The sequence below is a fragment of the Streptomyces sp. NPDC001717 genome (assembly GCF_042892775.1).
Taxonomy (GTDB): Bacteria; Actinomycetota; Actinomycetes; order Streptomycetales; family Streptomycetaceae; genus Streptomyces.
The window spans coordinates 124,338-147,603 of sequence record NZ_JBIAUK010000013.1; the positions used below are offsets into that span (position 1 = coordinate 124,338).

The window sequence follows — 23,266 nt, forward strand, 5'->3', positions numbered from 1 at the left end:
CCCATCAGAAGAGGAAGTATCTCTGCGCCATGGGCAGTTCCGCCGCGGGGGCGGGCTCCACGGCCTCGCCGTCGATGGTGACGGTGAAGGTGTCGGCGTCGACCTCGACCCTCGGCATGGCGTCGTTGTTGCGCATGTCCGCCTTGGAGACCTTCCGGGTGTTCTCGATGGCGGTGAAGGTCTTGCCGAGGCCGAGCCGCTCGGGCAGGCCGTCGTCGAGGGCCGCCTGCGCGGTGAAGTTGAGCGAGTTCAGAGCGGGTGCGCGTCCGGTGCTGCCGAACATCGGGCGGGGCAGGACGGGCTGCGGGGTGGGGATGGAGGCGTTGGCGTCGCCCATCTGCGCGTAGGCGATCTGGCCGCCCTTGATGACCACTTCGGGCTTGACGCCGAAGAAGGCCGGGTTCCACAGCACAAGGTCGGCGAGCTTGCCGTTCTCCACGGAGCCGATGTCGCGGGCGAGTCCCTGGGCCACGGCGGGGTTGATCGTGTACTTGGCGACGTAGCGGCGGGCACGGTGGTTGTCGGCGGGCCCGTCGCCGGGGAGGAAGCCGCGCCGCTTCTTCATCACGTGGGCGGTCTGCCAGGTGCGCATCACGACCTCGCCGACCCGGCCCATGGCCTGGGAGTCGGAGGAGATGATGGAGATGGCCCCGAGGTCGTGCAGGACGTCCTCGGCGGCGATGGTCGAGGGCCGGATCCGGGATTCGGCGAAGGCGAGGTCCTCGGGGACGGCCGGGTTGAGGTGGTGGCAGACCATCAGCATGTCGAGGTGTTCCTCGACGGTGTTGACGGTGTGCGGCCGGGTGGGGTTGGTGGAGCTGGGCAGGACGTTCGGCTCGGAGACCACGCTGATGATGTCGGGTGCGTGCCCGCCGCCGGCGCCTTCGGTGTGGTACGAGTGGATGGTCCGCCCGGCGATGGCGGCGAGGGTGTCGGCGACGAAGCCGGCCTCGTTGAGGGTGTCGGTGTGGATGGCGACCTGGGCGCCCGTCTCCTCGCAGACGCTCAGACAGGCGTCGATGACGGCCGGGGTGGAACCCCAGTCCTCGTGGAGCTTGAACCCGAGCGCGCCGCCGCGCAGCTGGGAGTGCATGGCCTCGCGGGACATGGTGTTGCCCTTGCCGAGCAGACCGATGTTGACCGGGTAGGCGTCCAGCGCCGCGAACATCCGTGCCAGGTGCCAGGGTCCGGGGGTGACGGTGGTGGCCTTGCTGCCCTCGGCCGGTCCGGTGCCGCCGCCTACGAGGGTGGTGATCCCGGAGGCGAGCGCCGCCTCCATGACCGTGGGCGAGATGAAGTGCACGTGCGCGTCGATGGCGCCTGCGGTGACGATCTTCCCGTTGCCCGCGATGATCTCGGTCTCGGGTCCGATGACGAGCGCGGGGTCCACGCCGTCCATGGTGTCGGGGTTGCCGGCCTTGCCGATGCCGCAGATCCGGCCGTCGCGGATGCCGACGTCGGCCTTGACGATGCCCCAGTGGTCGAGGACGACGACCCCGGTGATGACGGTGTCGGGCGCGCCCTCCGCCCGGGTGGTGCGGGCCTGACCCATGGACTCGCGGATCACCTTGCCGCCGCCGAACACGGCCTCGTCGCCGGCCCGCCCGGGGCCGCCGGCCAGGTCCTGCTCGATCTCGACGAAGAGGTCCGTGTCGGCCAGCCGGATCCGGTCACCGGTGGTCGGCCCGAAGAGGTCGGAGTACACCTGTCGGGAGATCTCAGACATCGAGCGGCCCTCCGATCTCCCCGCGCAGACCCGGTACGGCGCGCAGTCCGGCCAGCGGTACGAGGTCCACCGCGACCGGGATGCCCGGCTCGAAGCGGACGGCGGTACCGGCGGCGATGTCGAGGCGCAGCCCGCGGGCGGCGTCCCGGTCGAATTCGAGGCCGGGGTTGACCTCGGCGAAGTGGTAGTGGGAGCCGACCTGGACGGGCCGGTCGGCGGCATTGAGCACCGTGAGGCGGGTGACGGGACGGCCCTCGTTGAGGAGCACCGGTCCGTCCCCGTAGGCGATCTCGCCCGGGATCATGCGGGTGACCCCCTTCAGACGATCGGGTCGTGGACGGTGACGAGTTTGGTGCCGTCAGGGAAGGTCGCTTCGACCTGGACGTCGTGGATCATCTCGGGGATCCCCTCCATGACCTCCTCGCGGGTCAGGACGGTACGGCCGGAGGCCATCAGTTCGGCCACGGTCCGGCCGTCGCGGGCCCCTTCGAGGATGTGCGAGGTGATGAGAGCGATGGCCTCGGGATGGTTGAGCCGGACCCCGCGCGCCTTGCGTCTCTCCGCCACGTCCGCTGCCACGTGGATGAGCAGTCGCTCCTGCTCATGAGGTGTCAATTGCACACGTATCACCCATCTTCCGGGACCAAGGTCAACTTCGAGCACGGTGACACTAGCTGTCTTCTACACTTTGTTGACCTGCGCATATCCGAGCCAAGCGTCTCTTGCCCAACGCTGAGGAAGGCTTTCCGTGCCGACCACCGGCGCTTTACCCGTTCATGGGTGATCATTGGCGGTCGAGGCGTGACCCCACGTTAGGGGTCGTGCTTTTCAGGCGAGTTAACCCACGTTTCCGGCGGGCAACCGGTTCGACCGGATGGCCGGCCGACCGTCGTTCCGTATACGGATCACCACTCGCAATGCATCTCGAGGAGACAGATGTTCGTCAACCCCGTCCGACACATCACCTTCGACGCGCACGACCCCTACAAGATCGCCGAATTCTGGTCGGCGGTGACCGGCTTCCCGATCCACCCGGACGACGAGGCCGGTGACGACGAGATCCTGCTGGAGTCGGGGCAGCCGAACGTGCCCGGCCTGCTGTTCATCCGGGTGCCGGACGTCAAGTCCGTGAAGAACCGGGTCCACCTGGACATCCAGCCCGCCACGGGCACCCGGGACGAGACCGTCGAGCGTCTGGTCGGGCTCGGGGCGCGGGTGGTCGACGACCGGCGCGCGCAGGACGGCGTCCTCGGCTGGGTCGTCCTCGCCGACCCGGAGGGCAACGAGCTGTGCATCGAGCGCAGCGCGGCGGAGCGGGCCGCGTCCGCCTGATCCCCGGCTCAGCAGCCGGTGGGGGTCTTCTCCTGCGCACCGGCTCCGACGGTCCACGGCAGGGCGATCGAGACCGTCTTGCCGCCGTCCTCGGTGGGGGTGACCGAGAGCCGGCCGCCCGCCTCCGCGGTGAGCCAGCGGATGATGACCATGCCCCGGCCGTTGTCCTGCTGGACGGCGGCCGGGAGTCGCTTGGGCCAGCGCGGGTGGCTGTCGGTGACCCCGATCCGGAGCCACTCCTCCCGTTCCAACCGGATGTCGACGGTGAAGGTGGGCGACTGGCCGAAAGTGTGCTGTACGGCGTTGGTCGCGAGCTCCGAGACGATCAGCCGGATACTGTCGGCGGTATCCGCGTCATCGGGGAGCCCCCATTCGCCCAGCACTTCCGCGACGTAGCGGCGGGCGGTGGCGACCGAGGCGGGATCGCTCGGCAGAGTGACGGATGCTTCCTGGTGATCTGCCATGGCGACGGTCCCTTTCCCACCGGGGCGGAGCCGCCCCGGATCTGTGCTGGACGCCAGAGTGCCACCCCTCGCCCCGCCGCACCTGCCGTTCCCCCAAGATATGCATATATCTGTCGCTCGATGCGGTGAACTCTGCTACGGAAGAGCGTATTCGGACGGCAGACTGGTGCGATCTGTGCCGGTGGAAGGAGTCGGGTGTGCAGCACGGTCCCGCGGTGCGCCGACGCAAGCTCGGCGAGGAACTGCGCGCCCTGCGCGACCGGTCCGGACTCACCAGTGGTGAGGCGGCCCGGATCGTGGGATGGCACCAGTCGAAAATCAGCCGCATCGAAACCGGTCGCAGTGGCGTGAAACCCGAGGACATCCGTCTGCTCCTCGATGCCTACGGGGAGATCGTCAGCCCCGAGCAACGCGCACTGCTGGAGGCGTTGTCCGTCTCGGCCGCGGGACCGGGGCCGGGTGGGGACACCGGGCGGGGCCGCCAGTGGTGGCACGACTACCGGGGGCTGCTGCCGCAGGAATACCGGGACTTCATCAGCCTGGAGGCCGGCGCCCGGTCCGCCCGCACCGTGGAACTGTCCGTCGTGCCGGGCCTGTTGCAGACCCCGGGGTACGCCCGGGCGGTGACCCGGGCCGCGCTGGGCGGGCTCCCCGAACCGAAGGTGGACGCGCTCGTCGACGTACGGCTGGCGCGGCAGTCGGTGCTGCGGGCCGATCCGCCGCTGGAGTTGAGCGCCGTACTGGACGAGGCGGTGCTGCGCCGGCAGATCGGCGGGGCCGGGGTGATGGCGGAGCAGCTGCGGCACCTGGTGGAGGTGTCCCGGTTGCCCCAAGTGCGGCTGCAGGTACTGCCGTTCAGCGTGGGGGGACATCTCGGCCTCACCGGACCGTTCGTCATTTTCTCATTTCCGAACATCGCCGATCTGGATGTGGTGGTACTCGACCATTTGACGAGTAGCCTCTATCTGGAGCGGAAGGAAGACCTAGAGGCGTACAGCGCCGCGTTCCGCACCATCCAGGCGCACGCCCTCCCGCCCCAGGACTCGTCGGATCTCATCAGCACCCTCGCTGACGACGCGTAAGGAGGCACCCCCGTGTCCGCAACCCCCTTATCCACCAGCGGACTTCTGAACAGCGCGCGGTGGCGGCGGAGCAGCCGCAGCACCGGAATGAACAACTGCGTGGAAGCGGCCGTCCTCTCGAGCGGCCTGCTGGCCGTCCGTGACTCCAAGCGGACGGACGGCCCGGCCGTGCTCTTCACCGGGCCGGCCTGGGACGGCTTCCTCGCCCATGTCAGGGCGGACGTTCCCGCGTAACCCGCCTAGCGGTCCGTGGCTCCGGCCGGAGCGGTCCGCAGGATCGTCCCGACGGACCGGTCGATCTCGTCCCCCGTGAGATCCGCCCGGGCGGTCAACCGCAGCCGGGAAATGCCGTCCGGTACCGACGGCGGCCGGAAGCACCCCACGGACAGACCTGCCTCGCGGCAGTCGGCGGCCCACTGCAGTGCCGCCGAGGCCGACGGGGCCCGAACCGACACCACGGCCGCGTCCGGCCGGGCCGCGGTCAGGCCGGACGCGGTGAGCCGCCCGTACAGCTGGGCGGCCACCTCGCGGGCGCGGTCCGCCCGCTCCGGTTCCCGCTGGAGCAGGCGCAGGCTCGCCAGTGCCGCGCCCGCGGCGGCCGGGGCCAGCCCGGTGTCGAAGATGAAGGTGCGCGCGGCGTTGACCAGGTGCCGGATGACCTTGGCCGGGCCGAGTACGGCTCCGCCCTGGCTGCCCAGGGACTTGGAGAGGGTCAGCGTGGCGACCACCCCGGCCGCGCCCGCGAGCCCGACGGCGTGCAGCGCCCCGCGTCCGCCCTCGCCGAGCACGCCCAGCCCGTGCGCGTCGTCCACGACCAGGGCCGCGCCCTCGTCCCGGGCGGCCGCAGCGTAGCCGGCGAGCGGGGCGGCGTCCCCGTCCACGGAGAAGACCGAGTCGCTGACCAGGAGCGCCCTGCCCTCGTGCGCGGCGAGCGTCTTGCGCGCGGCGTCGGGATCGGAGTGCGGGATCACCGCGGTCTCGGCGCGCGAGAGGCGGCAGCCGTCGACGATCGAGGCGTGGTTCCCGGCGTCGGAGACGACGAGCGTGCCGCGACCGCTGAGCGCGGTGACGGCCGCGAGGTTGGCCGCGTATCCGGAGGATAGGACCAGGGCGGCCTCGAAACCGCAGAAGGCGGCGAGCTCGCGCTCCAGTTCCGCGTGGAGTTCCGTCGTTCCGGTGACCAGCCGGGAACCGGTGGCGCCGGCGCCCCAGCGCTCGGCGGCCTCCCTGGCGCCGCGGACGGTCTCGGGGTGCCTGGTCAGGCCGAGGTAGTCGTTGCTCGCGAGGTCCAGCAGCGGCGAGGACTCCGGCCGCGGGCGCAGCGTCCGTACGAGTCCGGCCTCGGCCCGGGCGCGCTCCGCTTCGTCGATCCACGCGAAGACGTCGGCGGAGTCGGGGGTGTGCTGGGGCAACGGCGGCATCGGCAGGTCCTCGCGTTTTGTCGGCAGTCCACAGACCAGGCTCGACCCTAGCCGCCGTCACAGCTGCGCCAGGTGTGGCGATACACACACTCCCATCCGGCCATGTTGTGCGATCTCTCCTTGGCCGGGAGTGGTCGTGTAGGCCAGGATCGGCGTCATGGACCTGCTGAACAACCTGGTGGACAAGGGGCTCCGGCGCGAGCTGCCGACCCGCGAAGAGGCGCTCGCCGTACTGGCGACTTCCGACGACGAACTGCTCGACGTGGTGGCCGCGGCCGGCAAAGTGCGCCGCCGGTGGTTCGGGCGTCGGGTCAAGCTGAACTACCTGGTCAACCTGAAGTCGGGCCTGTGCCCGGAGGACTGCTCGTACTGCTCCCAGCGGCTGGGCTCGAAGGCCGAGATCCTCAAGTACACGTGGCTGAAGCCGGAGGAGGCCTCCGAGGCGGCCGCCGCGGGTGTCGCGGGCGGCGCGAAGCGGGTCTGCCTGGTCGCGAGCGGCCGCGGTCCGACGGACCGTGACGTGGACCGCGTCGGCAAGACCATCGCCGCGATCAAGGAGCAGAACGAGGGCGTCGAGGTCTGCGCGTGTCTCGGCCTGCTCTCCGACGGCCAGGCGGAGAAGCTCCGCGACGCGGGCGCCGACGCGTACAACCACAACCTGAACACCTCCGAGGCCACGTACGGTGCGATCACCAAGACGCACACCTACGCGGACCGCGTGGACACCGTGCAGAAGGCGCACGCGGCGGGCCTGTCGGCCTGCTCGGGCCTGATCGCGGGCATGGGCGAGAGCGACGAGGACCTGGTCGACGTCGTCTACTCGCTGCGCGAGCTGGACTCGGACTCGGTGCCGGTCAACTTCCTGATCCCCTTCGAGGGCACCCCGCTGGCCAAGGAGTGGAACCTCACCCCGCAGCGCTGCCTCCGGATCCTCGCGATGGTCCGGTTCGTCTGCCCCGACGTGGAGGTCCGGATCGCCGGCGGCCGCGAGGTGCACCTGCGCTCGATGCAGCCGCTCGCGCTGAACATCGCCAACTCCATCTTCCTCGGCGACTACCTCACCAGTGAGGGCCAGGCCGGCCAGGCGGACCTCGACATGATCGCGGACGCCGGCTTCGAGGTGGAGGGCGCCGGTACGACCACCCTTCCCGCGCACCGCGCCGACGTGGCAGCCGCCGCGACGGCCGGCGGCTGCGGCTCGCACGGGGGCGGCGCCTCGGTCTGCGGTTCCGCGGGTTCCGCCGACTCCGCCGCCGAGGCCGGCTGCGGCTCGGCGTGCGGCGGCTGCTCCGGGCACGCGGAAGCGGCGCCGGCACCGGCCCAGGCCGAGGCCGGCGAGGTGCGCTCGGACCTGGTCGCCGTGCGCCGCCGTGGCGCGGGGACGGACGTCGCCCCCAATGCCTGATCAGCACCTGCCGCCGACCTCCGGCGCGGAACTGCTCGCGCTGGACCGGCAGCACGTCTGGCACCCGTACGGCCCGATGCCCGGGCGGCAGGAGCCGCTGGTCATCGCGTCCGCGTCGGGAGTCCGGCTGCGGCTGGCCGTGCCCTCCCAGGGGCACGGCCACGACGAGCTGGTCGACGGCATGTCCTCCTGGTGGTCGGCCATCCACGGCTACAACCACCCGGTGCTGAACGAGGCCGCGACCGCGCAGCTCGGCCTGATGTCGCACGTGATGTTCGGCGGGCTCACCCACGAGCCCGCCGTCAGGCTCGCCGCGAAGCTCGTCGAGATCACCCCGGCCGGGCTGGAGCACGTCTTCCTCGCCGACTCGGGCTCGGTGTCCGTCGAGGTCGCGGTCAAGATGTGCCTGCAGTACTGGCGTTCCCTGGGCCGCACGGGCAAGACCCGGTTGCTGACCTGGCGCGGCGGCTACCACGGGGACACCTGGCAGCCGATGGCCGTCTGCGACCCCGACGGCGGCATGCACGAGCTGTGGCAGGGTCACCTGCCGCGGCAGGTGTTCGCGGACGCGCCGCCCGGCGGCTTCGACACCCCGGTGGACCCGGCGTACACCGACCACCTGCGGTCCCTGATCGCCGCGCACGCCGACGAGCTGGCCGCGGTGATCGTGGAACCCGTGGTGCAGGGCGCGGGCGGCATGCGCTTCCACAACCCGGGCTACCTGCGGGTGCTGCGCGAGCTGTGCGACGAGTACGGCGTGCTGCTGATCCTCGACGAGATCGCGACGGGCTTCGGCCGCACGGGCGCGCTCTTCGCCGCCGACCACGCCGGGATCACCCCGGACGTGATGTGTCTGGGCAAGTCGCTGACGGGCGGTTACCTCACGCTCGCCGCGACCCTGTGCACGGAGCGGGTGGCGGACGGCATCTCGCAGGGCGAGGTCCCCGTCCTCGCCCACGGGCCGACCTTCATGGGCAACCCGCTCGCGACGGCCGTGGCGCTGGCCTCCGTCGACCTGCTGCTCGGCCAGGACTGGACCACCGAGGTCAAGCGGATCGAGGCGGGCCTGCGCGAAGGCCTCGCGGACGTCGCCTCGGTGCCGGGCGTACGGGACGTACGCGTCCTGGGCGCGATCGGCGTGGTGCAGCTCGACCACGAGATCGACATGGCTGCCGCCACCCGGGCGGCGGTGCGCGAGGGCGTGTGGCTGCGCCCGTTCCGGGACCTGATCTACACCATGCCGCCGTTCGTCACGGGCGACGCGGACGTGGCACGTATCTGCCGTGCGGTGCGCGCGGCGGCCGAGGAAGGCTGAGATGTCCGTACTGGTCGTGTCCGGCACCGGAACCGAGATCGGCAAAACGGTGGTCACCTCGGCGATCGCGGCCGCCGCGCTGGCGGCCGGCCGTTCGGTGGCGGTGCTCAAGCCGGCGCAGACGGGCGTCGGCCCGCAGGAGCCGGGGGACGCCGCCGAGGCGGTCCGGCTGGCCGGCGACGGCGTCACGGCGATGGAACTGGCCCGCTACCCGGAGCCCTTGGCCCCGGACACGGCGGCCCGCCGCGCGGGCCTGGCCACGGTGTCCCCGGAACGGATCGCGGAAGCCGCCCGTGAGCTGTCCCTCTCCCACGACCTGGTCCTGGTCGAGGGCGCGGGCGGCCTGCTGGTCCGGTTCGACGAGGCGGGGCACACCCTGGCCGACGCGGCCGGCCTGCTCGACGCACCGGTCCTGGTGGTGGCCGCGGCCGGGCTCGGCACCCTCAACTCCACGACCCTCACCGCGGAAGCCCTCCGGGCCCGGGGGCTGACCGGGCTCGGTGTGGTGGTCGGCAGCTGGCCCGCCGACCCGGACCTGGCCGCCCGCTGCAACCTGGCGGACCTCCCCACGAGCTCGGCCCTCCCCCTGCTGGGCGCGGTGCCCGAGGGCTCGGGCGGCCTGGCGCCGGAGGAGTTCCGCGCCTCGGCCCCCGGATGGCTCTCCCCGGCCCTCTCGGGCACGTGGTCGGCCGAGTCGTTCCTGGCGGCCTGGCCGGCGTGACGGTGTGACGGTGTGACGGTGTGACGGCGTCACACGGTGATCGACAGGGCCCCCGGCTGCGGCCGGGGGCCCTGTTCGTTTCCTCGCGTTCTCCGGGGTTCTTCTCGGGCTGCCGGGGTTCCGGGCCTATCCGAACGGCTTCGTCCAGCGCCGCCACTGGTCCTCGCGCCGGTAGCCGGCCGCCGCCCACACCAGGTGCGCCCGCTCGTTCGCCTCGAGGACCATCGCGTCGCCACGACGGCCCCCGACGGCGGTGAAACGCCGTTCGGCCGCTTCGAGGAGCGTGCCGGCGATCCCCTGCCGGCGGTGGGAGGGCAGTACGGCCAGCCGGTACAGCGAGGAACGCCAGCCGTCCCAGCCGGCGATCACCGAGCCGACGAGGAGCCCGTCGGCCTCCGCGAGGATCAAGGCTTCCGGATCACGTGTGACGAGACGTGTCACTCCGTCCAGGTCGTCCGTGATCGACGTTCCCTCCGCCGCTTCCTTCCAGAAGGCGAGCACGTTCTCGGCGTCGGCCGGCACAGCGGTCCGTATGCGGATCTTGGTCATGACCAGGACCCAAGCACGCCCGGCACGCGGCCCGCCACCGACTTCTTCGCCCCGGGCGCCGGCCGGTTCCGCCAAAAGGATGATCCGCCCCCTTTGCCTTTCCTTTACGATGTGGGTTCGGGCGTTGCACGATGAACGACCGAACGACCGACCCACTCAGATGAAAGGTGTGAGCGTCCGCCCATGGGCGAGCCTCCCAGTCCACGACCCTCCCGATCGCGACACCGCGCGGTACGCCTCCTCCTGGCCGATCATGGAACGGAGGTGATCGACCGATGACCGAGGTGCTCCTGCTCGTCGTGGCACTGCTGCTCTGCGTCGCCTGCGGAGTCTTCGTCGCGGCCGAGTTCTCGCTGACCACCGTCGAGCGCAGTGAACTCGAACGAGCCGTCGAGCGCGGTGAGCGGGGGGCCGACAGCGCCTTGGCCGCCGTCCGCACCCTGACCTTCCAGCTCTCCGGCGCCCAGCTCGGCATCACCGTGACCGGCCTGGTCATCGGCATGATCTCCAAGCCGTCGATCGCGGCCCTGCTCCAGGGACCGTTCGAGGCCATGGGGCTCTCGGCCGCCACCGCGTCCTCCACCGCGCTGGTCCTCGGCACCGTCCTGTCGACCGTCGTCCTGATGGTCGTCGGCGAACTGGTGCCCAAGAACTGGGCGATCTCCTCCCCGCTCGCCATCGCCAAGCGCGTGGCGACCGTGCAGCGGGTGTTCAGCCGGGCCTTCAGACCGCTGATCAGCCATCTGAACACCACCGCGAACCACATGGTCCGCCGCCTCGGCATGGAGCCGGCCGAGGAGCTGGCATCCGCCCGCACTCCGCAGGAGCTGGTCGCGCTGGCGCGACACTCCGCGAAGGCGGGCGCGCTGGAGAAGGACACCGCCGAGCTGTTCGTGCGGACCCTGAACCTGGCCGACCTGACCGCGGAGAACGTGATGACCCCGCGCGTCCAGGTCACCGCCCTCGACGTGCAGACCACCGCGGAGGACGTGGCGAACGCGACGCTGGCCACCGGCCTGTCCCGCTTCCCCGTCTACCGGGGCAGCCTCGACACCGTCGTCGGCACCGTCCACATCAAGGACGTGCTGGCGCTGCCCGCCGAGGAGCGCCACCGCCACCCCGTGTCGCAGCTGCTGCGCGAGCCCCTGCTCGTACCGGAGTCGCTGACCGTGGACCGGCTGCTGGACCGGCTGTCCGGCCGGCAGACCATGGCCGTGGTCATCGACGAGTACGGCGGTACGGCCGGCGTGGCCACCCTCGAGGACATCGTCGAGGAGGTCGTCGGCGAGGTCCACGACGAGCACGACCCGCACGAGACCCCGGACCTGGCCCCGGCCGGTACGGACGACGACGGGCGCACGCTCTACTCCGCCGACGGCGCGGCCCGCACCGACCAGCTCCGTCGGATCGGACTGCGCGTGCCCGAGGGGCCGTACGAGACCCTCGCCGGTCTCATAGCGACCGAGCTGGGCCGCATCCCGGCGGTCGGCGACAGCCTGGAGCTGGGCGGCTGGCGGTTTGACGTGGTGGACGCCGGCGGGCGCCGGGCCGCGCGGGTGCTGCTGCACATGCCGGCCGAGGGCCCGGGTGGCCTGGGTGACGAGGGTACGGAGGGGACCCGATGACCGCGATCCAGCTTCTGATCGGCCTGGCGACGCTGGTCGTCAACGCCTTCTTCGTCGGCGCGGAGTTCGCGCTGATCTCGGTCAGGCGCAGCCAGATCGAGCCGTACGCGGAGCAGGGCGACCGGCGCGGCAAGGCCGTCCTGTGGGGTCTGGAGCACGTGTCGGCGCTGATGGCGGCGGCCCAGCTCGGGATCACCCTCTGCACCCTGGTGCTGGGTGTGGTGGCCGAGCCGGCCATCGCCCACCTGCTGAGCCCGCTGCTCGACGCCGTCGGGGTGCCGTCCGGGGTGACGCACGCGATCTCCTTCGTGGTGGCGCTGGCCCTGGCGACGTACCTGCACATGCTCTTCGGCGAGATGGTGCCGAAGAACGTGGCGCTGTCCGAGCCCGTGCGCACGGCACTGCTGCTGGGCCCGCCGCTGGTGACCCTCACCCGGGCGCTGCGGCCGGTGATCTTCGCGATCAACGCCTTCGCCAACGCCCTGCTGCGGCTGCTGCGGGTGGAGGTGAAGGACGAGATCGCGGCGACCTTCTCGGACGACGAGCTGGCGCGGATCGTCAAGGACTCCAGTGACGCCGGGCTCATCGACGACCGGGCGAGCGAGCGGCTGCACGACGCCCTGGAGCTGGGTCGCCGGCCCGTCACGGACGTGGTGCTGGCCGCGGACCGGGTGGTCCCGGCCCGGGAGGGCATCACTCCGGCCGGGCTGGAGCGGTTGTCGGCGCAGTCGGGGTACTCCCGCTTCCCGGTGATCGACGCGCAGCACCGGATTCTGGGATACCTGCACGTCAAGGACGCCCTGGACGCCGATCCGGACGCACGTGACGAGCCCTTCCCGGTTGCGGCCCTGAGGCCGATCGCGCAGATCCGGGCCGAAACGCCGCTGGACGACGTGCTGACCGCGATGCGGCGCAGCCGTACGCACCTGGCCGCCGTGCTCGGCCCGGACGGGGCGATGACGGGCCTGGTGACGATGGAGGACGTCCTGCGCGAGCTGTTCGGCCGTCCCGCCTCCGCCTGATGATCGTCCGACGATCCGGTCCCCGGCCCTGCGGGGCCGGGGTACCGCGCGGTAACATCACTCCGCCATGGAGATGAATGTGCGGTACACCAGTTTCGTCGCGGTAGGCGACTCCTTCAGCGAAGGCATGTCCGACCTGCTCCCAGACGGCTCCTACCGGGGCTGGGCCGACCTGCTGGCCGCCCGCCTGGCGGCGCGCGAGCCGGGCTTCCGCTACGCGAACCTCGCGGTCCGCGGCAAGCTGATCGGCCAGATCGCCGAGGAGCAGGTCCCGGTGGCGGCGGCGATGCGGGCCGACGTGGTGACGTTGGTGGGCGGGCTGAACGACACCCTGCGTCCCAAGGTGGACATGGGGCGCGTCCGGGACCGGCTGGAGGCCTCCGTGGAACTCCTCGCACCCTCCTGCGAGCGGCTGGTCCTGATGCGCTCCCCCGGGCGCAACGGCCCGGTCATGGAACGCTTCCGGCCGCGCATGGAGGAGCTCTTCCTCTTCATCGAGGAGCTCGCGGCCCGGCACGGCGCCCTGGTGGTCGACCTGTACGGGGCTCCGGCGCTCGCGGACCAGCGCATGTGGGACGTGGACCGGCTCCACCTGACCGCCGAAGGCCACCGCCGGGTCGCCGAGGCCGTCTGGCAGACTCTCGGGCTGCCCGCCGAAGAGGACTGGCGCGTCGAACTCCCGGCGGCCGAGCCCCCGGGCTGGGCGGTCCGGCGGGCCCGGGACCTCGACTTCGCCCGGCAGCACCTGCTCCCCTGGATCGGCCGCCGCCTGACGGGCCGCTCCTCCGGCGACGGCCGCCCGGCGAAGCGCCCGGAGCTGCTGCCGTACGCCCCGCACGGGGACTCGCCCGTCTCGTAGCAAGGCACAATCCGGCACGGGGGCCCTACCTGCGTAAACGCACAGCTCGGGCCCAAGTAGAATCCCTACACGTGACAGCCAAGCCCCGCATCCCCAATGTCCTGGCCGGCCGCTACGCCTCCGCGGAGCTCGCCGTCCTGTGGTCCCCCGAGTACAAGGTGACGCTGGAGCGGCGGCTGTGGCTCGCCGTGCTGCGCGCCCAGAAGGACCTCGGCATCGACGTCCCGGACGCCGCCCTCGCCGACTACGAGCGCGTCCTCGAGACGGTCGACCTCGCCTCCATCGCCGAGCGCGAGAAGGTCACCCGGCACGACGTGAAGGCCCGCATCGAGGAGTTCAACGCCCTCGCCGGCCACGAGCACGTCCACAAGGGCATGACCTCGCGCGACCTCACCGAGAACGTCGAGCAGCTCCAGATCCGGCTCTCCCTGGAGCTGGCCCGCGACCGCACCGTCGCCGTCCTCGCCCGCCTCGGCAAGCTGGCCGGCGAGCACGCCGAGCTGGTCATGGCCGGCCGCTCCCACAACGTCGCCGCGCAGGCGACGACCCTGGGCAAGCGCTTCGCCACCGCGGCGGACGAGCTGCTGGTCGCCTACGACCGCCTGGAGAACCTCCTCGAGCGCTACCCGCTGCGCGGTATCAAGGGCCCCGTCGGCACCGCCCAGGACATGCTCGACCTGCTCGGTGGCGACGCCGCCAAGCTGGCCGACCTGGAGCAGCGGATCGCCTCCCACCTCGGCTTCTCCCAGGCCTTCACCTCGGTCGGCCAGGTCTACCCCCGCTCGCTCGACTACGACGTGGTCACCGCGCTGGTCCAGCTGGCCGCCGCCCCCTCCTCGATCGCCAAGACGATCCGTCTGATGGCCGGCCACGAGCTGGTGACCGAGGGCTTCAAGCCCGGCCAGGTCGGCTCCTCGGCGATGCCGCACAAGATGAACACCCGCTCCTGCGAGCGCGTGAACGGCCTGATGGTCATCCTGCGCGGCTACGCCTCGATGACCGGCGAGCTGGCCGGCGACCAGTGGAACGAGGGCGACGTCTCCTGCTCCGTGGTCCGCCGCGTGGCGCTGCCGGACGCGTTCTTCGCCTTCGACGGCCTCCTGGAGACCTTCCTGACGGTCCTCGACGAGTTCGGCGCCTTCCCGGCGGTCGTCGCCCGTGAGCTGGACCGCTACCTGCCGTTCCTCGCGACCACCAAGGTCCTGATGGGCGCGGTGCGTGCCGGGGTGGGCCGCGAGGCCGCCCACGAGGTCATCAAGGAGCACGCGGTGGCCTCGGCCCTGGCCATGCGCGAGCAGGGCGCGGAGCGCAACGAGCTCCTCGACAAGCTGGCCGCCGATGACCGGATGCCGCTGGACCGAGCCCAGCTCGACGCCCTGATGGCCGACAAGCTGTCCTTCACCGGCGCCGCGGGCGACCAGGTCACGGCGGTGGTCTCCCGTATCGAGGCGATCTCCAAGCAGCACCCGGAGGCCGCCGGGTACACGCCGGGGTCGATCCTCTGACCCCCGACGAGCTGAACGCCGCCCGTGACCGCGTCCTCCCGGACGTGGTCGCGGGCGGTCTGCGTGTGCTCTTCTGCGGGATCAACCCCGGCCTCCTCTCCGCCGCCACGGGCCACCACTTCGCCCGCCCGGGCAACCGCTTCTGGCCCGTCCTCCACCTGTCGGGCTTCACCCCGCGCCGGCTCGCCCCCTCCGAACAGGAGGAGCTGCTGACCTACCGGCTCGGCATCACCAACGTCGTGGCCCGCGCCACGGCCCGCGCCGACGAGCTGACCACCGAGGAGTTCCGCGAAGGCGGCCGCATCCTGACCGCCAAGGTGGAGCTCCTGCGCCCCCAGTGGCTCGCGGTGGTCGGGGTCACCGCCTACCGCACGGCCTTCGGCGAGCGGAAGGCACAGATCGGTCCCCAGGAGCGGACCATCCGCTCCACCCGCATCTGGGCCCTCCCCAACCCCAGCGGCCTCAACGCCCATTGGACCGCCGAGACCATGGCCCAGGAATACGCCCGCCTCCGCGCCGCCGCCGAATCGTCGGCCCCTTAAGGCGGATCGATGACCGTGACCCCTGCCATCAACAGGTAGGGGTCTTCGGTGCCCCACTGCGCCACGAAGGCCAGCAGCCACAGCTCCCCCGCCCGCCACAGGTGCACATGGTCGGTGGTGTTGCTCACCACTCCCCACGGCTCCGGTATCTCCTCCCCCTCGAACCCCCGGTCCAGCAGCGACGTGACGCTGAAGACCTGCTGATCCCCCCACCGGTCGGCAAGGGCCTGCGTGAGCGCCCCGTACTCGGCCGCGATCTGGTCGGACGCCTCGGCCCGGCCCGAGCCGTCGTCCTCCCAGAAGTCCCGTGTCCGGCCGAGCTGGACGAGGTGGTGGCCCGGGCCGCTGCTCTGCCCGCCGGACCGGACCGGCTCGGGCGGGAATGCCGTCACCCGGAGCCGGTCGATCGTGTCGAGATGCTCTGCCGTGGTCATGCCGTCAGTATCCCGACCACCACTGACAACTGGCCCGCCGTCACGCGTCCCGGCGCCGCACTGCTATGAGACCACCGATGGCGGCGGCCGCGGCCCACAGCATCGCCACACCCATTCCGGTCCACGGGCCGAGGACTCCGCCAATCGACTCGCTCCGGAGCACCATCTGCCCGGCCTTGTCCGGCATGAACTGACCGATACCGCTCGTGACTCCGCTGATCACGAAGGAGACCAGCAGAACGAAGGGGCCGAGGATGCTGATGACCGCAACCCCACTGCGCAGGATCGCCGTCAGGCCGGCCGAGAAGAGCGTGATCACCGTCAGGTAGAGCCCGCAACCGACGACGGAGCGGACGGTGCCCGGGTCCCCGAGCTTCATCGCGTACTGCCCCATGAACGCCTGCCCGCCGAGGAAGGTGAGCAGTCCCGTGACCTGACCCACGAGCAGGGCGAGACCTGCGAGCACGGCCATCTTGGACAGGTAGAACCGCGTACGGTCCGGCACGGCGGCGAGCGTGGTGCGCAGGGCCCCGTTGTGGAACTCGGCGGAGAAGGCATTGGCTCCGAAGGCGATGGCCGCTATCTGGCCGAAGTTGAGGGCGTAGTAGGACGCGAAGAGCGGGTCGTCGCCCATGGCCCCTTCCTCCGCCGTGCCGATCGCCCAGGCCATCAGCGTCTGGATGCCGGCGGTCACGACCAGCACGGCTATCAGGGAGCCGAACGTGCCGCGCAGCGATCTGATCTTGATCCATTCGGAGTGCAGGACGGGCCGGGTGGGCAGGGCGGTGCTCATGGCGAACCTCCAGAGAGAAGGGGGACGGTCAGCGGGTGGCGGTGAACTGGGCGTGGTCCGCCGTGAGGTCGAGGTAGGCCTGCTCCAGTGAGGCGCGCTCGTCGGAGAGTTCCAGCATGGGGATCCCTTCTCGGGCGGCCGTGATGCCGAGCTGGTCCGCCTGTATGCCGTCGACGGTCCAGCGCCCGCCCTCGGCCTCCACCAGTTCCCAACCCTCCCGGGCCAAGACGGCCCGCAGCCGGATCGGGTCCGTGGTCCGCAGCCGCACCCGAGGGGTGCTGCGCGCGTCGATGAACTCCTCCATCGAGGTGTCCGCCAGGAGCCGGCCCGCGCCCAGCACGACCAGGTGGTCGGCCAGCGTCGACGTCTCGGACATGAGGTGGCTGGAGACGAGGACGGTGCGGCCTTCGGCGGCCAGACCGCGCATCAGTTCGCGGATCCAGACGATCCCCTCGGGATCGAGCCCGTTGGTCGGCTCGTCGAGGAGCAGTACTCCGGGATCTCCGAGCAGGGCGGCGGCGATGCCCAGCCGCTGGCGCATGCCCAGGGAGAAGGTCTTCACCCTGCGCTTGGCCGCCGCGGCTATGCCGGCCTGCTCCAGCACCTCCTCCACGCGACGGGCCGGGATGCCGTTCGAGGCGGCGAGGAAGCGCACGTGGTCGCGGGCGGTGCGTCCGCCGTGGATGGACTGGGGGTCGAGGAGCGCTCCGACCCGGTGCAGCGGGTCGGTGAAGGTGGTGAACGGGCGTCCGCCGATGGTGGCGGTGCCGGAGGTCGCCCGGTCCAGGCCCAGCAGCAGCCGCATCGTGGTCGACTTCCCGGCGCCGTTGGGGCCGAGGAAGCCGGTGACCCGTCCGGGGAGCACGTCGAAGGTGAGACGGTCCACGGCACGGGTGGTGCCGTATTCCTTGGTCAGTTCCCGAATCTCGATGCTGTTCATGCCTCAAGATTCGCCGCCGGCCCCATCCCCCGACCTCCCCCACGTGGGGGGATCGTCTCCCCCACGTGGGGGAGACGGGAGCCGTATCCCGGCTGCCAGGATGAGGACATGTACCGACTGCTTCGTGCTCCCCTCCGTGGGATCACGTACACCCGCTGGCTGCATCTGCTCGTACCGACCCTGATCGTCTCCATCTGGATGTTCATAGAGCCCGCGTGGCCGTGGATGCCCGCCCTGATCGTCGCCCCGTTCGGGCTGATCCCCTGGGTGCGGCTGGCCGAAGGGCTGCAGGCGCAGTTCCTGCTGACGCCGCACGAGCGCGGCCGGCACGACGGGTCCATCAGCACGGTCGCGTCCACCCGTTGGGGGGACCGTTGGCGGACGGTCGCCTGGCTGGAGGCGCGGCTCGTACTGGCGGGCGCGGCGATACTGCCGACGGTGTGGATCCCGGTGATGACCGTGGAACTCGCCATCGTCGCAGCGGGTGGCTCTCTCGGATCGGACGACGTGATCCTGCCGTTCACCCCGCCGCGGTGGGCGGCCGTGCTCCTCCTGCCGGTGCCGCTGGTGCTGCTGTTCGTCATCGTGGTCCTGCTCGGCGACGCCGTCACGGCGATGGCGTCGCGACTCCTGGGGCCTTCGGCGGCCGAGCGGCTGACCGCGCTGGAGGCGCGGACCGAACAGCTGCTGGAACGCACACGGATCGCGCGGGAGTTGCACGACTCCATCGGGCACGCGCTCACCGTGGCCGTCGTCCAGGCGGGAGCCGCCCGGGCGGCGGGCGATCCGGAGTTCACCGAGCGGGCGCTGTGCGCGATCGAGGAGACAGGCCGGGCCGCGATGGAGGACCTGGACCGGGTGCTGAAGGTGCTCCGGGAGTCAGGTCAGCCACCCTCCCAGCGGCCCACCCTGGCCGATGCCGACCGGCTGCTGGAATCGGCGCGAGCGTCCGGTGCCCCGGTCGACGCCGAGATGTCCGGTCCGTTGGAGAAGTTGCCGGGGCCGGTCACGCGCGAGGGATACCGGATCCTTCAGGAGGCACTCACCAACGTGCTGCGGCACAGCGGGCCGGTTCCAGTCCGGGTGCGGATCGAAGTGGCCGTGGGAAGGCTGGACTTGGAGGTGACCAATCCCCTCCCGACGGAGTCCGCGCGGATGACGGGCCGAGGCTCCGGTCTGCGCGGCATCCGGGAACGGGCCGCGCTGCTCGGCGGAGAGGCCGAGACCGGACCGTACGAGGGCAACTGGAGGGTGCGCGCCCGGCTTCCGCTGGAGCGAATACGCTGACCGGATGCCGGTTACCGTACTGCTCGTCGACGACGAGCCCCTGGTGCGCGCGGGTCTGCGCGCCGTCCTCGAAGCCCAGCCCGACATCGAGGTCGTGGGCGAGGCGCCCGACGGAGCCTCCGTGATCCCGCTCGTGCGACAGCTGCGGCCCGACGTCGTCGCGATGGACGTACGGATGCCGCTGCTCGACGGGATCGAGGCGACCCGGGCGATCCTGAAGACGGTCGACTCACCGCCGAAGATCCTCGTCGTCACCACCTTCGAGAACGACGAGTACGTCTACGAGGCGCTGCGTGCCGGCGCGGACGGGTTCCTGCTGAAGCGGGCGCGGCCTTCGGAGATCGTGCACGCGGTCCGGCTGGTGGCCGAGGGTGAGACGCTGCTCTTCCCCGCGGCCGTGCGGGCCCTGGCCGCCGAGTACGGAAACCGCCAGGCCCGGGCCGTGCTGGAGCGGGCGGCCCTGACCGAGCGCGAGGAGGCGGTGCTGAGGCTCATGGCACGGGGGCTGACCAACGTGGAGATCGCGGGCAAGTTGATCGTCGGCACGGAAACGGTGAAGTCCCACGTCAGTGCGATCCTGGCGAAGTTGGGGGCGCGGGACCGGACCCAGGCCGTGATCATGGCGTACGAGTCGGGGTTCGTCGCCCCGGCCTGAGCGGACGGTCCAGTTCCGGCCGATGGGGGGCTGGTTCTCGCTGAAGCACCAGGTGGGCAGTACCATCCGGCTGACGGGCTCGCTAGCTGGGAGGACACACGTTGGGGCAGCTGACCGGCGGAGACCCCTCTCTGCTGAGGCGGATCAATTCCGCCGTGGTGCTGCGTGCACTGCGCGCGGCCCAGGCGCCGACGCTCACCGACCTCACCCGGGTCACCGGGCTCTCCCGGCCGACCGTGGAAGGGGTCGTGGAGGGGCTGATGGCGACCGGACTGGTCGTCGAAGCCGACGTCGAGGAAGGCGCGCGGCGGCAGGGTCGACCGGCGAGGCGGTTCCGTTTCAGGGCCGAGGCCGGGCACCTGCTGGGCATAGAGATCGGCTCGCACCGGGTCGCCGTACTGCTCTCCGGCCTGGACGGACGGGTCATCGGCGCCGGTACGAAGGACGTCGCGGAGTCGGCGTCCGCCGATGAGCGGCTGGAGAAGGTCCGTTCGGCCGTGGCCGATCTGCTGCGCCGGGCCGGGGTGCCCCGGGACTCCCTGCGCGCGGTCGGCGTCGGCAGCCCCGGGATCGTGGAGGCGGACGGCACGGTCCGCCTCGGTACCGCCCTGCCCGGCTGGACGGGACTTCCGCTGGGGGAACGACTCCAGCGCTCGTTCCGGTGCCCGGTGAAGGTGGAGAACGATGCCAACGCCGCGGCGGTCGCCGAGCACTGGAAGGGGGCCGCGCGCGACACCGACGACATCGTGTTCGTCATGGCGGGGCTCAGCCCCGGCGCCGGTTCCCTGATCGGCGGCCGACTGCACCGGGGCTTCGGCGGCGCGGCCGGCGAGATCGGCGCGCTCCATCTGCTGGGCCGTGAGGTCACCCCGGAGAAGCTGCTGTCGACGACCGGCGAGCCGCTGCACCCGCTGGACGAGCCGGCGGTCGCCGAGGTCTTCGCGATGGCCAAACGGGGCGACGAGCGGGCGGTGGCCGCCGTGGAGCGGTTCCTGCAGCGACTGGTCCACGACGTGGCCGCGCTGGTCCTGGCGATGGATCCGGAACTCGTGGTGGTCGGCGGCTGGGCGGCCGGGCTGGACGGGGTGCTGGATCCCCTGCGACGGGAGCTGGAGCGCTACTGCCTGCGCCCGCCGAAGGTGGCACTGTCCCTACTCGGCGAGGCAGCCGTGGCCACCGGCGCCCTCCGCCTCGCGTTGGACCACGTCGAGGAAGAACTGTTCGCGGTGGAGAAGACGGTCACGGCCCGCCGCCGCTGACCGCGCCGCGCGGCCCCGGGCCTCGGGCCCCGGAGAGGGATCGCACACGGCGCGGAACGGCTCGCCTGCGCGCGGTGGCCGCACGAAGGCGCACTGCCGCGCACCGGCGGCGCGGTGGCCGCGCGCACCGGCCCGTCCCCGGCGGGCGGCACCGTCACCATGCCCGACGGACCGCTCTCGGCGGTGCCCGGCGGACACGGCGTCCGACCCTGGACGTCGCTGTCCTCTCCGAACGCCGCCGTGCCCTCAGGACGCCGCCGTCCCCTCAAGGCGCCGCCGTGCCTTCAGGACGCCGCCGTCCCCGCCGGACGGGGACGGCCGGCCGTGGCGGAGATCCACCGTGTGCCCGTGTCAGGAGGCGACGCGCGGCTCGTGGGTGATCTGGACGTCGCCCGAGTCCCCGAAGGTGAGGCGGCAGGTGTCGGCGCGGTAGGTGGCCACGGAGACCGCGACCGTGCCCGCGCTGGTGAAGTAGCGCGTGGTGACGACGAGTACGGGCGCGCCGGGCAGTCGGTCCAGTTCCTTGGCGTCGTCGGCGCGGGCGGAGCCGAGCTCCACCGAGCGGTCCTGGCCGTCGAGGACCAGTCGCTGCAGCTCGCGCAGGACCGCGCGGGCGCGGGCGGGACCGGCCGGGGCGTCGATCGCGGGGAGTCCGGGCACCGAGGCGGCCGGGACGTAGAGCATCTCGGCGGCGACGGCCTGCCCCTGGGTGACGCGGGTCCGGCGCACGGTGTGGACCGGCTCGTCGGCGGAGAAGGCCCCGCCGGTGCCCAGCAGCTTCAGGACCGCGGTCGACGGGAGTGCCTCGGTGGCGTCCACCGGCTCCCAGCCGTCGGCCTGCTCGCCGGGCCAACTGTGCCCCGCGGTGCCGACGGCGACACCGACGCGCGGCGGGGCGACGGTGGTTCCGACGCCGCGGCGGCGCTGCAGGCGGCCTTCGAGCTCCAGCTGCTCCAGCGCCTGGCGCAGGGTCGCGCGGGCGACGCCGAACCGGGCGGCGAGTTCACGCTCGTTCGGCAGGACCTCTCCGACGGCGAAATCCTGGTCGAGTGCTTCGCTGAGGACGGTCTTGAGGTGCCAGTACTTCGGCTCCGGCACCGTTTCGAGCTGCGTGGTCCCCACCCTGACTCCTCCTGCCATCGCCGCACTCGCCGTGTGTTCCGGCGGCAGTTCCGCGCCTTTGTTTATTAAAGGTTCCTGCACTATCCCTGCGACGATAGGACGGTGCACCCCCTTGGTCAAGACCAATGGTCACCCCTGTACCGGGCAGATCGGGCACGGGCATCAAGCCGTTCACAGGATGTTCTCGTGTGCGCCGAAGGCTTGTAGTCAAGGGCTACCGGACGGTAATGATGGCGGCAGCTCTACTGACAACCTGTCTCACACGCGTCCAACCGACGAGGAGCAGCATGACCGCCACGGTCTCCTTCACGATCGATTCGCCGCTCGGCCCCCGCACCGCCTCCGTCGCCTACGAACGCAAGGGCGCGGGCGAACCGCTCCTCCTGCTGCACGGCATCGGCCACCACCTCCAGGCCTGGCACCCGGTCACCGACGTCCTGGCCGCCGAACACGACGTGATCTCAGTCGATCTGCCCGGCTTCGGCACCTCGGAGCCCCTGCCCGAAGGCGTTCCGTACGACCTGGCCACCGTGGCCCCGGCGCTCGGGGCCCTCTGCGCGGCCCTCGGTGTCGAGCGCCCGCACGTCGCGGGCAACTCCCTCGGCGGCCTGCTCGCCCTCGAAATGGGCCGGACCGGCCTCGCCCGCTCGGTCACCGCCCTCTCCCCCGCGGGGTTCTGGACCGAGGGGGAACGCCGCTACGCCTTCGCCACCCTCCTCGCCATGCGCGCCGGCGCCAGGGCTCTGCCCCGCCCCGCGCTCGAACGGCTCTCGCGCGGCGCTGCAGGCCGGGTCGCGCTCACCGGCACCATCTACGCCCGCCCGGCCCGCCGTTCACCCGAGGCGGTGGTGGCCGAGACCCTCGCCCTGCGCGGGGCCAGCGGCTTCGAGGCGACCCTGGCCGCGGGTGGCTCCGTACGCTTCACCGACGACGTGCCCGGTCTGCCGGTCACCATCGCCTGGGGCACCCGCGACCGGCTGCTGCTGCGCCGCCAGGGCGTCCGCGCCAAGCACACCATCCCCGGCGCGCGGCTGGTCAGGCTCCCCGGATGCGGTCACGTGCCGATGAACGACGATCCGGCGCTCGTGTCCCGGGTCATCCTCGACACCGCCCGCCGCCGGACCCTCGCGGCGGCCTGACGGCGGCACGACACCACACACGGCGCGGCGGGGAGGCACGGAGCACCCCCGGGGTGGGGTGGCCGAAAA

Annotated in this window: 25 protein-coding genes; 15 read left to right on the forward strand and 10 right to left on the reverse strand. The window is 71.8% G+C overall.

Annotated elements, in window-relative coordinates; translation table 11 throughout:
- Positions 1–4 precede the first annotated feature (4 nt).
- From ACFYZL_RS21855 to ACFYZL_RS21865, 3 genes are read right to left on the reverse strand one after another with little or no spacing between them, the layout of a single operon-like run.
- Entirely contained in the window at positions 5–1,726 is a 1,722-nt protein-coding gene (locus ACFYZL_RS21855) for an urease subunit alpha (RefSeq protein ID WP_384749245.1), read from the reverse strand.
- Positions 1,719–2,030 (reverse strand): urease subunit beta, encoded by a 312-nt coding sequence (locus tag ACFYZL_RS21860; RefSeq protein WP_388681021.1) that lies wholly within the window; start codon positions 2,028–2,030, stop codon positions 1,719–1,721. Before ACFYZL_RS21860 ends, ACFYZL_RS21855 begins: the two co-directional genes overlap by 8 nt.
- Positions 2,031–2,044: 14 nt before the next feature.
- Positions 2,045–2,347 carry an urease subunit gamma gene (locus tag ACFYZL_RS21865; protein WP_384749258.1) on the reverse strand — a complete coding sequence of 101 codons (303 nt, stop codon included), beginning with the start codon at positions 2,345–2,347 and terminating at the stop codon, positions 2,045–2,047.
- Positions 2,348–2,662: 315 nt separating this feature from the next.
- On the opposite strand from ACFYZL_RS21865, the gene ACFYZL_RS21870 reads away from it, so the two are divergent.
- Complete coding sequence (locus ACFYZL_RS21870) at positions 2,663–3,058, forward strand: VOC family protein (RefSeq protein ID WP_384749261.1); 396 nt, start codon at positions 2,663–2,665, stop codon at positions 3,056–3,058.
- Positions 3,059–3,066: 8 nt separating this feature from the next.
- On the opposite strand, the gene ACFYZL_RS21875 is transcribed toward ACFYZL_RS21870, so the two are convergent.
- A complete protein-coding gene (locus ACFYZL_RS21875) occupies positions 3,067–3,522 on the reverse strand; it encodes an ATP-binding protein (RefSeq protein WP_384749264.1) in 456 nt (151 codons plus the stop codon).
- Between the two features lie 197 nt (positions 3,523–3,719).
- Here ACFYZL_RS21875 and ACFYZL_RS21880 point away from each other — a divergent pair, with 197 nt between their 5' ends.
- Positions 3,720–4,604, forward strand: coding sequence for a helix-turn-helix domain-containing protein (locus tag ACFYZL_RS21880; RefSeq protein WP_384749267.1), 885 nt, complete (start codon positions 3,720–3,722; stop codon positions 4,602–4,604).
- 12 nt (positions 4,605–4,616) lie between these two features.
- Positions 4,617–4,838: a DUF397 domain-containing protein gene (locus ACFYZL_RS21885; RefSeq protein WP_384725781.1), complete on the forward strand. Its 222-nt coding sequence runs from the start codon at positions 4,617–4,619 to the stop codon at positions 4,836–4,838.
- Positions 4,839–4,843: 5 nt separating this feature from the next.
- Here the strand turns inward: ACFYZL_RS21885 and ACFYZL_RS21890 are convergent, their stop codons facing one another.
- Positions 4,844–6,025, reverse strand: a complete 1,182-nt coding sequence (locus tag ACFYZL_RS21890; RefSeq protein WP_388681027.1) for an 8-amino-7-oxononanoate synthase — start codon at positions 6,023–6,025, stop codon at positions 4,844–4,846.
- A 157-nt stretch (positions 6,026–6,182) separates the two neighbouring features.
- Between ACFYZL_RS21890 and bioB the strand changes: the two genes are divergently transcribed.
- From bioB to bioD, 3 genes are read left to right on the forward strand one after another with little or no spacing between them, the layout of a single operon-like run.
- Complete coding sequence (gene bioB / locus ACFYZL_RS21895; RefSeq protein WP_384749272.1) at positions 6,183–7,430, forward strand: biotin synthase BioB; 1,248 nt, start codon at positions 6,183–6,185, stop codon at positions 7,428–7,430.
- Positions 7,423–8,745: an adenosylmethionine--8-amino-7-oxononanoate transaminase gene (locus tag ACFYZL_RS21900; protein ID WP_384749275.1), complete on the forward strand. Its 1,323-nt coding sequence runs from the start codon at positions 7,423–7,425 to the stop codon at positions 8,743–8,745. The genes bioB and ACFYZL_RS21900 overlap by 8 nt, the downstream gene beginning before the upstream one ends.
- A gap of 1 nt (position 8,746) precedes the next feature.
- Positions 8,747–9,466, forward strand: a complete 720-nt coding sequence (gene bioD, locus ACFYZL_RS21905) for a dethiobiotin synthase (protein ID WP_384749278.1) — start codon at positions 8,747–8,749, stop codon at positions 9,464–9,466.
- Positions 9,467–9,592: 126 nt separating this feature from the next.
- Here bioD and ACFYZL_RS21910 read toward each other — a convergent pair whose 3' ends face one another.
- Positions 9,593–10,015, reverse strand: a complete 423-nt coding sequence (locus ACFYZL_RS21910) for a GNAT family N-acetyltransferase (protein ID WP_384749282.1) — start codon at positions 10,013–10,015, stop codon at positions 9,593–9,595.
- Positions 10,016–10,290: 275 nt separating this feature from the next.
- Here ACFYZL_RS21910 and ACFYZL_RS21915 point away from each other — a divergent pair, with 275 nt between their 5' ends.
- From ACFYZL_RS21915 to mug, 5 genes are all read left to right on the forward strand, one after another.
- On the forward strand, positions 10,291–11,640 hold the full coding sequence (locus ACFYZL_RS21915) for a hemolysin family protein (protein ID WP_388681032.1): 1,350 nt from the start codon (positions 10,291–10,293) through the stop codon (positions 11,638–11,640).
- Positions 11,637–12,662, forward strand: a complete 1,026-nt coding sequence (locus ACFYZL_RS21920) for a hemolysin family protein (RefSeq protein ID WP_384749287.1) — start codon at positions 11,637–11,639, stop codon at positions 12,660–12,662. Before ACFYZL_RS21915 ends, ACFYZL_RS21920 begins: the two co-directional genes overlap by 4 nt.
- 67 nt (positions 12,663–12,729) lie before the next feature.
- On the forward strand, positions 12,730–13,521 hold the full coding sequence (locus tag ACFYZL_RS21925) for an SGNH/GDSL hydrolase family protein (protein WP_388681034.1): 792 nt from the start codon (positions 12,730–12,732) through the stop codon (positions 13,519–13,521).
- Positions 13,522–13,592: 71 nt separating this feature from the next.
- Positions 13,593–15,026, forward strand: a complete 1,434-nt coding sequence (purB, locus tag ACFYZL_RS21930; protein WP_384581820.1) for an adenylosuccinate lyase — start codon at positions 13,593–13,595, stop codon at positions 15,024–15,026.
- The gene (gene mug / locus ACFYZL_RS21935; RefSeq protein ID WP_388681141.1) at positions 15,023–15,568 is read left to right on the forward strand and encodes a G/U mismatch-specific DNA glycosylase; all 546 of its coding nucleotides are present in this window, start codon (positions 15,023–15,025) and stop codon (positions 15,566–15,568) included. Before purB ends, mug begins: the two co-directional genes overlap by 4 nt.
- Here the strand turns inward: mug and ACFYZL_RS21940 are convergent.
- Genes ACFYZL_RS21940 through ACFYZL_RS21950 form a run of 3 tightly spaced genes read right to left on the reverse strand, consistent with a single transcriptional unit; the run spans position 15,565 to position 17,735 of the window.
- A complete protein-coding gene (locus ACFYZL_RS21940) occupies positions 15,565–16,002 on the reverse strand; it encodes a hypothetical protein (protein WP_388681037.1) in 438 nt (145 codons plus the stop codon). The two genes, mug and ACFYZL_RS21940, sit on opposite strands and share 4 nt — an antisense overlap.
- A 40-nt stretch (positions 16,003–16,042) precedes the next feature.
- Positions 16,043–16,795, reverse strand: a complete 753-nt coding sequence (locus ACFYZL_RS21945; protein WP_388681040.1) for an ABC transporter permease — start codon at positions 16,793–16,795, stop codon at positions 16,043–16,045.
- A gap of 28 nt (positions 16,796–16,823) precedes the next feature.
- Positions 16,824–17,735: an ABC transporter ATP-binding protein gene (locus ACFYZL_RS21950; protein WP_384749300.1), complete on the reverse strand. Its 912-nt coding sequence runs from the start codon at positions 17,733–17,735 to the stop codon at positions 16,824–16,826.
- A gap of 108 nt (positions 17,736–17,843) precedes the next feature.
- On the opposite strand from ACFYZL_RS21950, the gene ACFYZL_RS21955 reads away from it, so the two are divergent.
- The 3 genes from ACFYZL_RS21955 to ACFYZL_RS21965 all read left to right on the forward strand — a co-directional run bounded on the left by ACFYZL_RS21955 (position 17,844) and on the right by ACFYZL_RS21965 (position 20,936).
- Positions 17,844–19,022, forward strand: coding sequence for a sensor histidine kinase (locus tag ACFYZL_RS21955; RefSeq protein ID WP_388681043.1), 1,179 nt, complete (start codon positions 17,844–17,846; stop codon positions 19,020–19,022).
- Between the two features lie 4 nt (positions 19,023–19,026).
- Positions 19,027–19,677 (forward strand): response regulator, encoded by a 651-nt coding sequence (locus ACFYZL_RS21960; protein ID WP_384749306.1) that lies wholly within the window; start codon positions 19,027–19,029, stop codon positions 19,675–19,677.
- 101 nt (positions 19,678–19,778) lie between these two features.
- The gene (locus tag ACFYZL_RS21965; RefSeq protein ID WP_384749309.1) at positions 19,779–20,936 is read left to right on the forward strand and encodes an ROK family transcriptional regulator; all 1,158 of its coding nucleotides are present in this window, start codon (positions 19,779–19,781) and stop codon (positions 20,934–20,936) included.
- Between the two features lie 351 nt (positions 20,937–21,287).
- Here the strand turns inward: ACFYZL_RS21965 and ACFYZL_RS21970 are convergent, their stop codons facing one another.
- Positions 21,288–22,058 (reverse strand): GntR family transcriptional regulator, encoded by a 771-nt coding sequence (locus tag ACFYZL_RS21970; protein ID WP_384758854.1) that lies wholly within the window; start codon positions 22,056–22,058, stop codon positions 21,288–21,290.
- Positions 22,059–22,345: 287 nt separating this feature from the next.
- Between ACFYZL_RS21970 and ACFYZL_RS21975 the strand changes: the two genes are divergently transcribed.
- Positions 22,346–23,197, forward strand: a complete 852-nt coding sequence (locus ACFYZL_RS21975) for an alpha/beta fold hydrolase (RefSeq protein ID WP_388681048.1) — start codon at positions 22,346–22,348, stop codon at positions 23,195–23,197.
- Positions 23,198–23,266 lie beyond the last annotated feature (69 nt).

Excerpts from the sequence above, each read along its gene's own strand:
- ACFYZL_RS21855 (WP_384749245.1), bottom strand. The coding sequence starts at position 1,726 with ATGTCTGAGATCTCCCGACAGGTGTACTCCGACCTCTTCGGGCCGACC.
- ACFYZL_RS21860 (WP_388681021.1), bottom strand. The coding sequence starts at position 2,030 with ATGATCCCGGGCGAGATCGCCTACGGGGACGGACCGGTGCTCCTCAAC.
- ACFYZL_RS21870 (WP_384749261.1), top strand. The coding sequence starts at position 2,663 with ATGTTCGTCAACCCCGTCCGACACATCACCTTCGACGCGCACGACCCC.
- ACFYZL_RS21875 (WP_384749264.1), bottom strand. The coding sequence starts at position 3,522 with ATGGCAGATCACCAGGAAGCATCCGTCACTCTGCCGAGCGATCCCGCC.
- ACFYZL_RS21890 (WP_388681027.1), bottom strand. The coding sequence starts at position 6,025 with ATGCCGCCGTTGCCCCAGCACACCCCCGACTCCGCCGACGTCTTCGCG.
- bioB (WP_384749272.1), top strand. The coding sequence starts at position 6,183 with ATGGACCTGCTGAACAACCTGGTGGACAAGGGGCTCCGGCGCGAGCTG.
- ACFYZL_RS21900 (WP_384749275.1), top strand. The coding sequence starts at position 7,423 with ATGCCTGATCAGCACCTGCCGCCGACCTCCGGCGCGGAACTGCTCGCG.
- bioD (WP_384749278.1), top strand. The coding sequence starts at position 8,747 with ATGTCCGTACTGGTCGTGTCCGGCACCGGAACCGAGATCGGCAAAACG.
- ACFYZL_RS21910 (WP_384749282.1), bottom strand. The coding sequence starts at position 10,015 with ATGACCAAGATCCGCATACGGACCGCTGTGCCGGCCGACGCCGAGAAC.
- ACFYZL_RS21915 (WP_388681032.1), top strand. The coding sequence starts at position 10,291 with ATGACCGAGGTGCTCCTGCTCGTCGTGGCACTGCTGCTCTGCGTCGCC.
- ACFYZL_RS21920 (WP_384749287.1), top strand. The coding sequence starts at position 11,637 with ATGACCGCGATCCAGCTTCTGATCGGCCTGGCGACGCTGGTCGTCAAC.
- ACFYZL_RS21925 (WP_388681034.1), top strand. The coding sequence starts at position 12,730 with ATGGAGATGAATGTGCGGTACACCAGTTTCGTCGCGGTAGGCGACTCC.
- ACFYZL_RS21940 (WP_388681037.1), bottom strand. The coding sequence starts at position 16,002 with ATGACCACGGCAGAGCATCTCGACACGATCGACCGGCTCCGGGTGACG.
- ACFYZL_RS21945 (WP_388681040.1), bottom strand. The coding sequence starts at position 16,795 with ATGAGCACCGCCCTGCCCACCCGGCCCGTCCTGCACTCCGAATGGATC.
- ACFYZL_RS21950 (WP_384749300.1), bottom strand. The coding sequence starts at position 17,735 with ATGAACAGCATCGAGATTCGGGAACTGACCAAGGAATACGGCACCACC.
- ACFYZL_RS21955 (WP_388681043.1), top strand. The coding sequence starts at position 17,844 with ATGTACCGACTGCTTCGTGCTCCCCTCCGTGGGATCACGTACACCCGC.
- ACFYZL_RS21960 (WP_384749306.1), top strand. The coding sequence starts at position 19,027 with ATGCCGGTTACCGTACTGCTCGTCGACGACGAGCCCCTGGTGCGCGCG.
- ACFYZL_RS21975 (WP_388681048.1), top strand. The coding sequence starts at position 22,346 with ATGACCGCCACGGTCTCCTTCACGATCGATTCGCCGCTCGGCCCCCGC.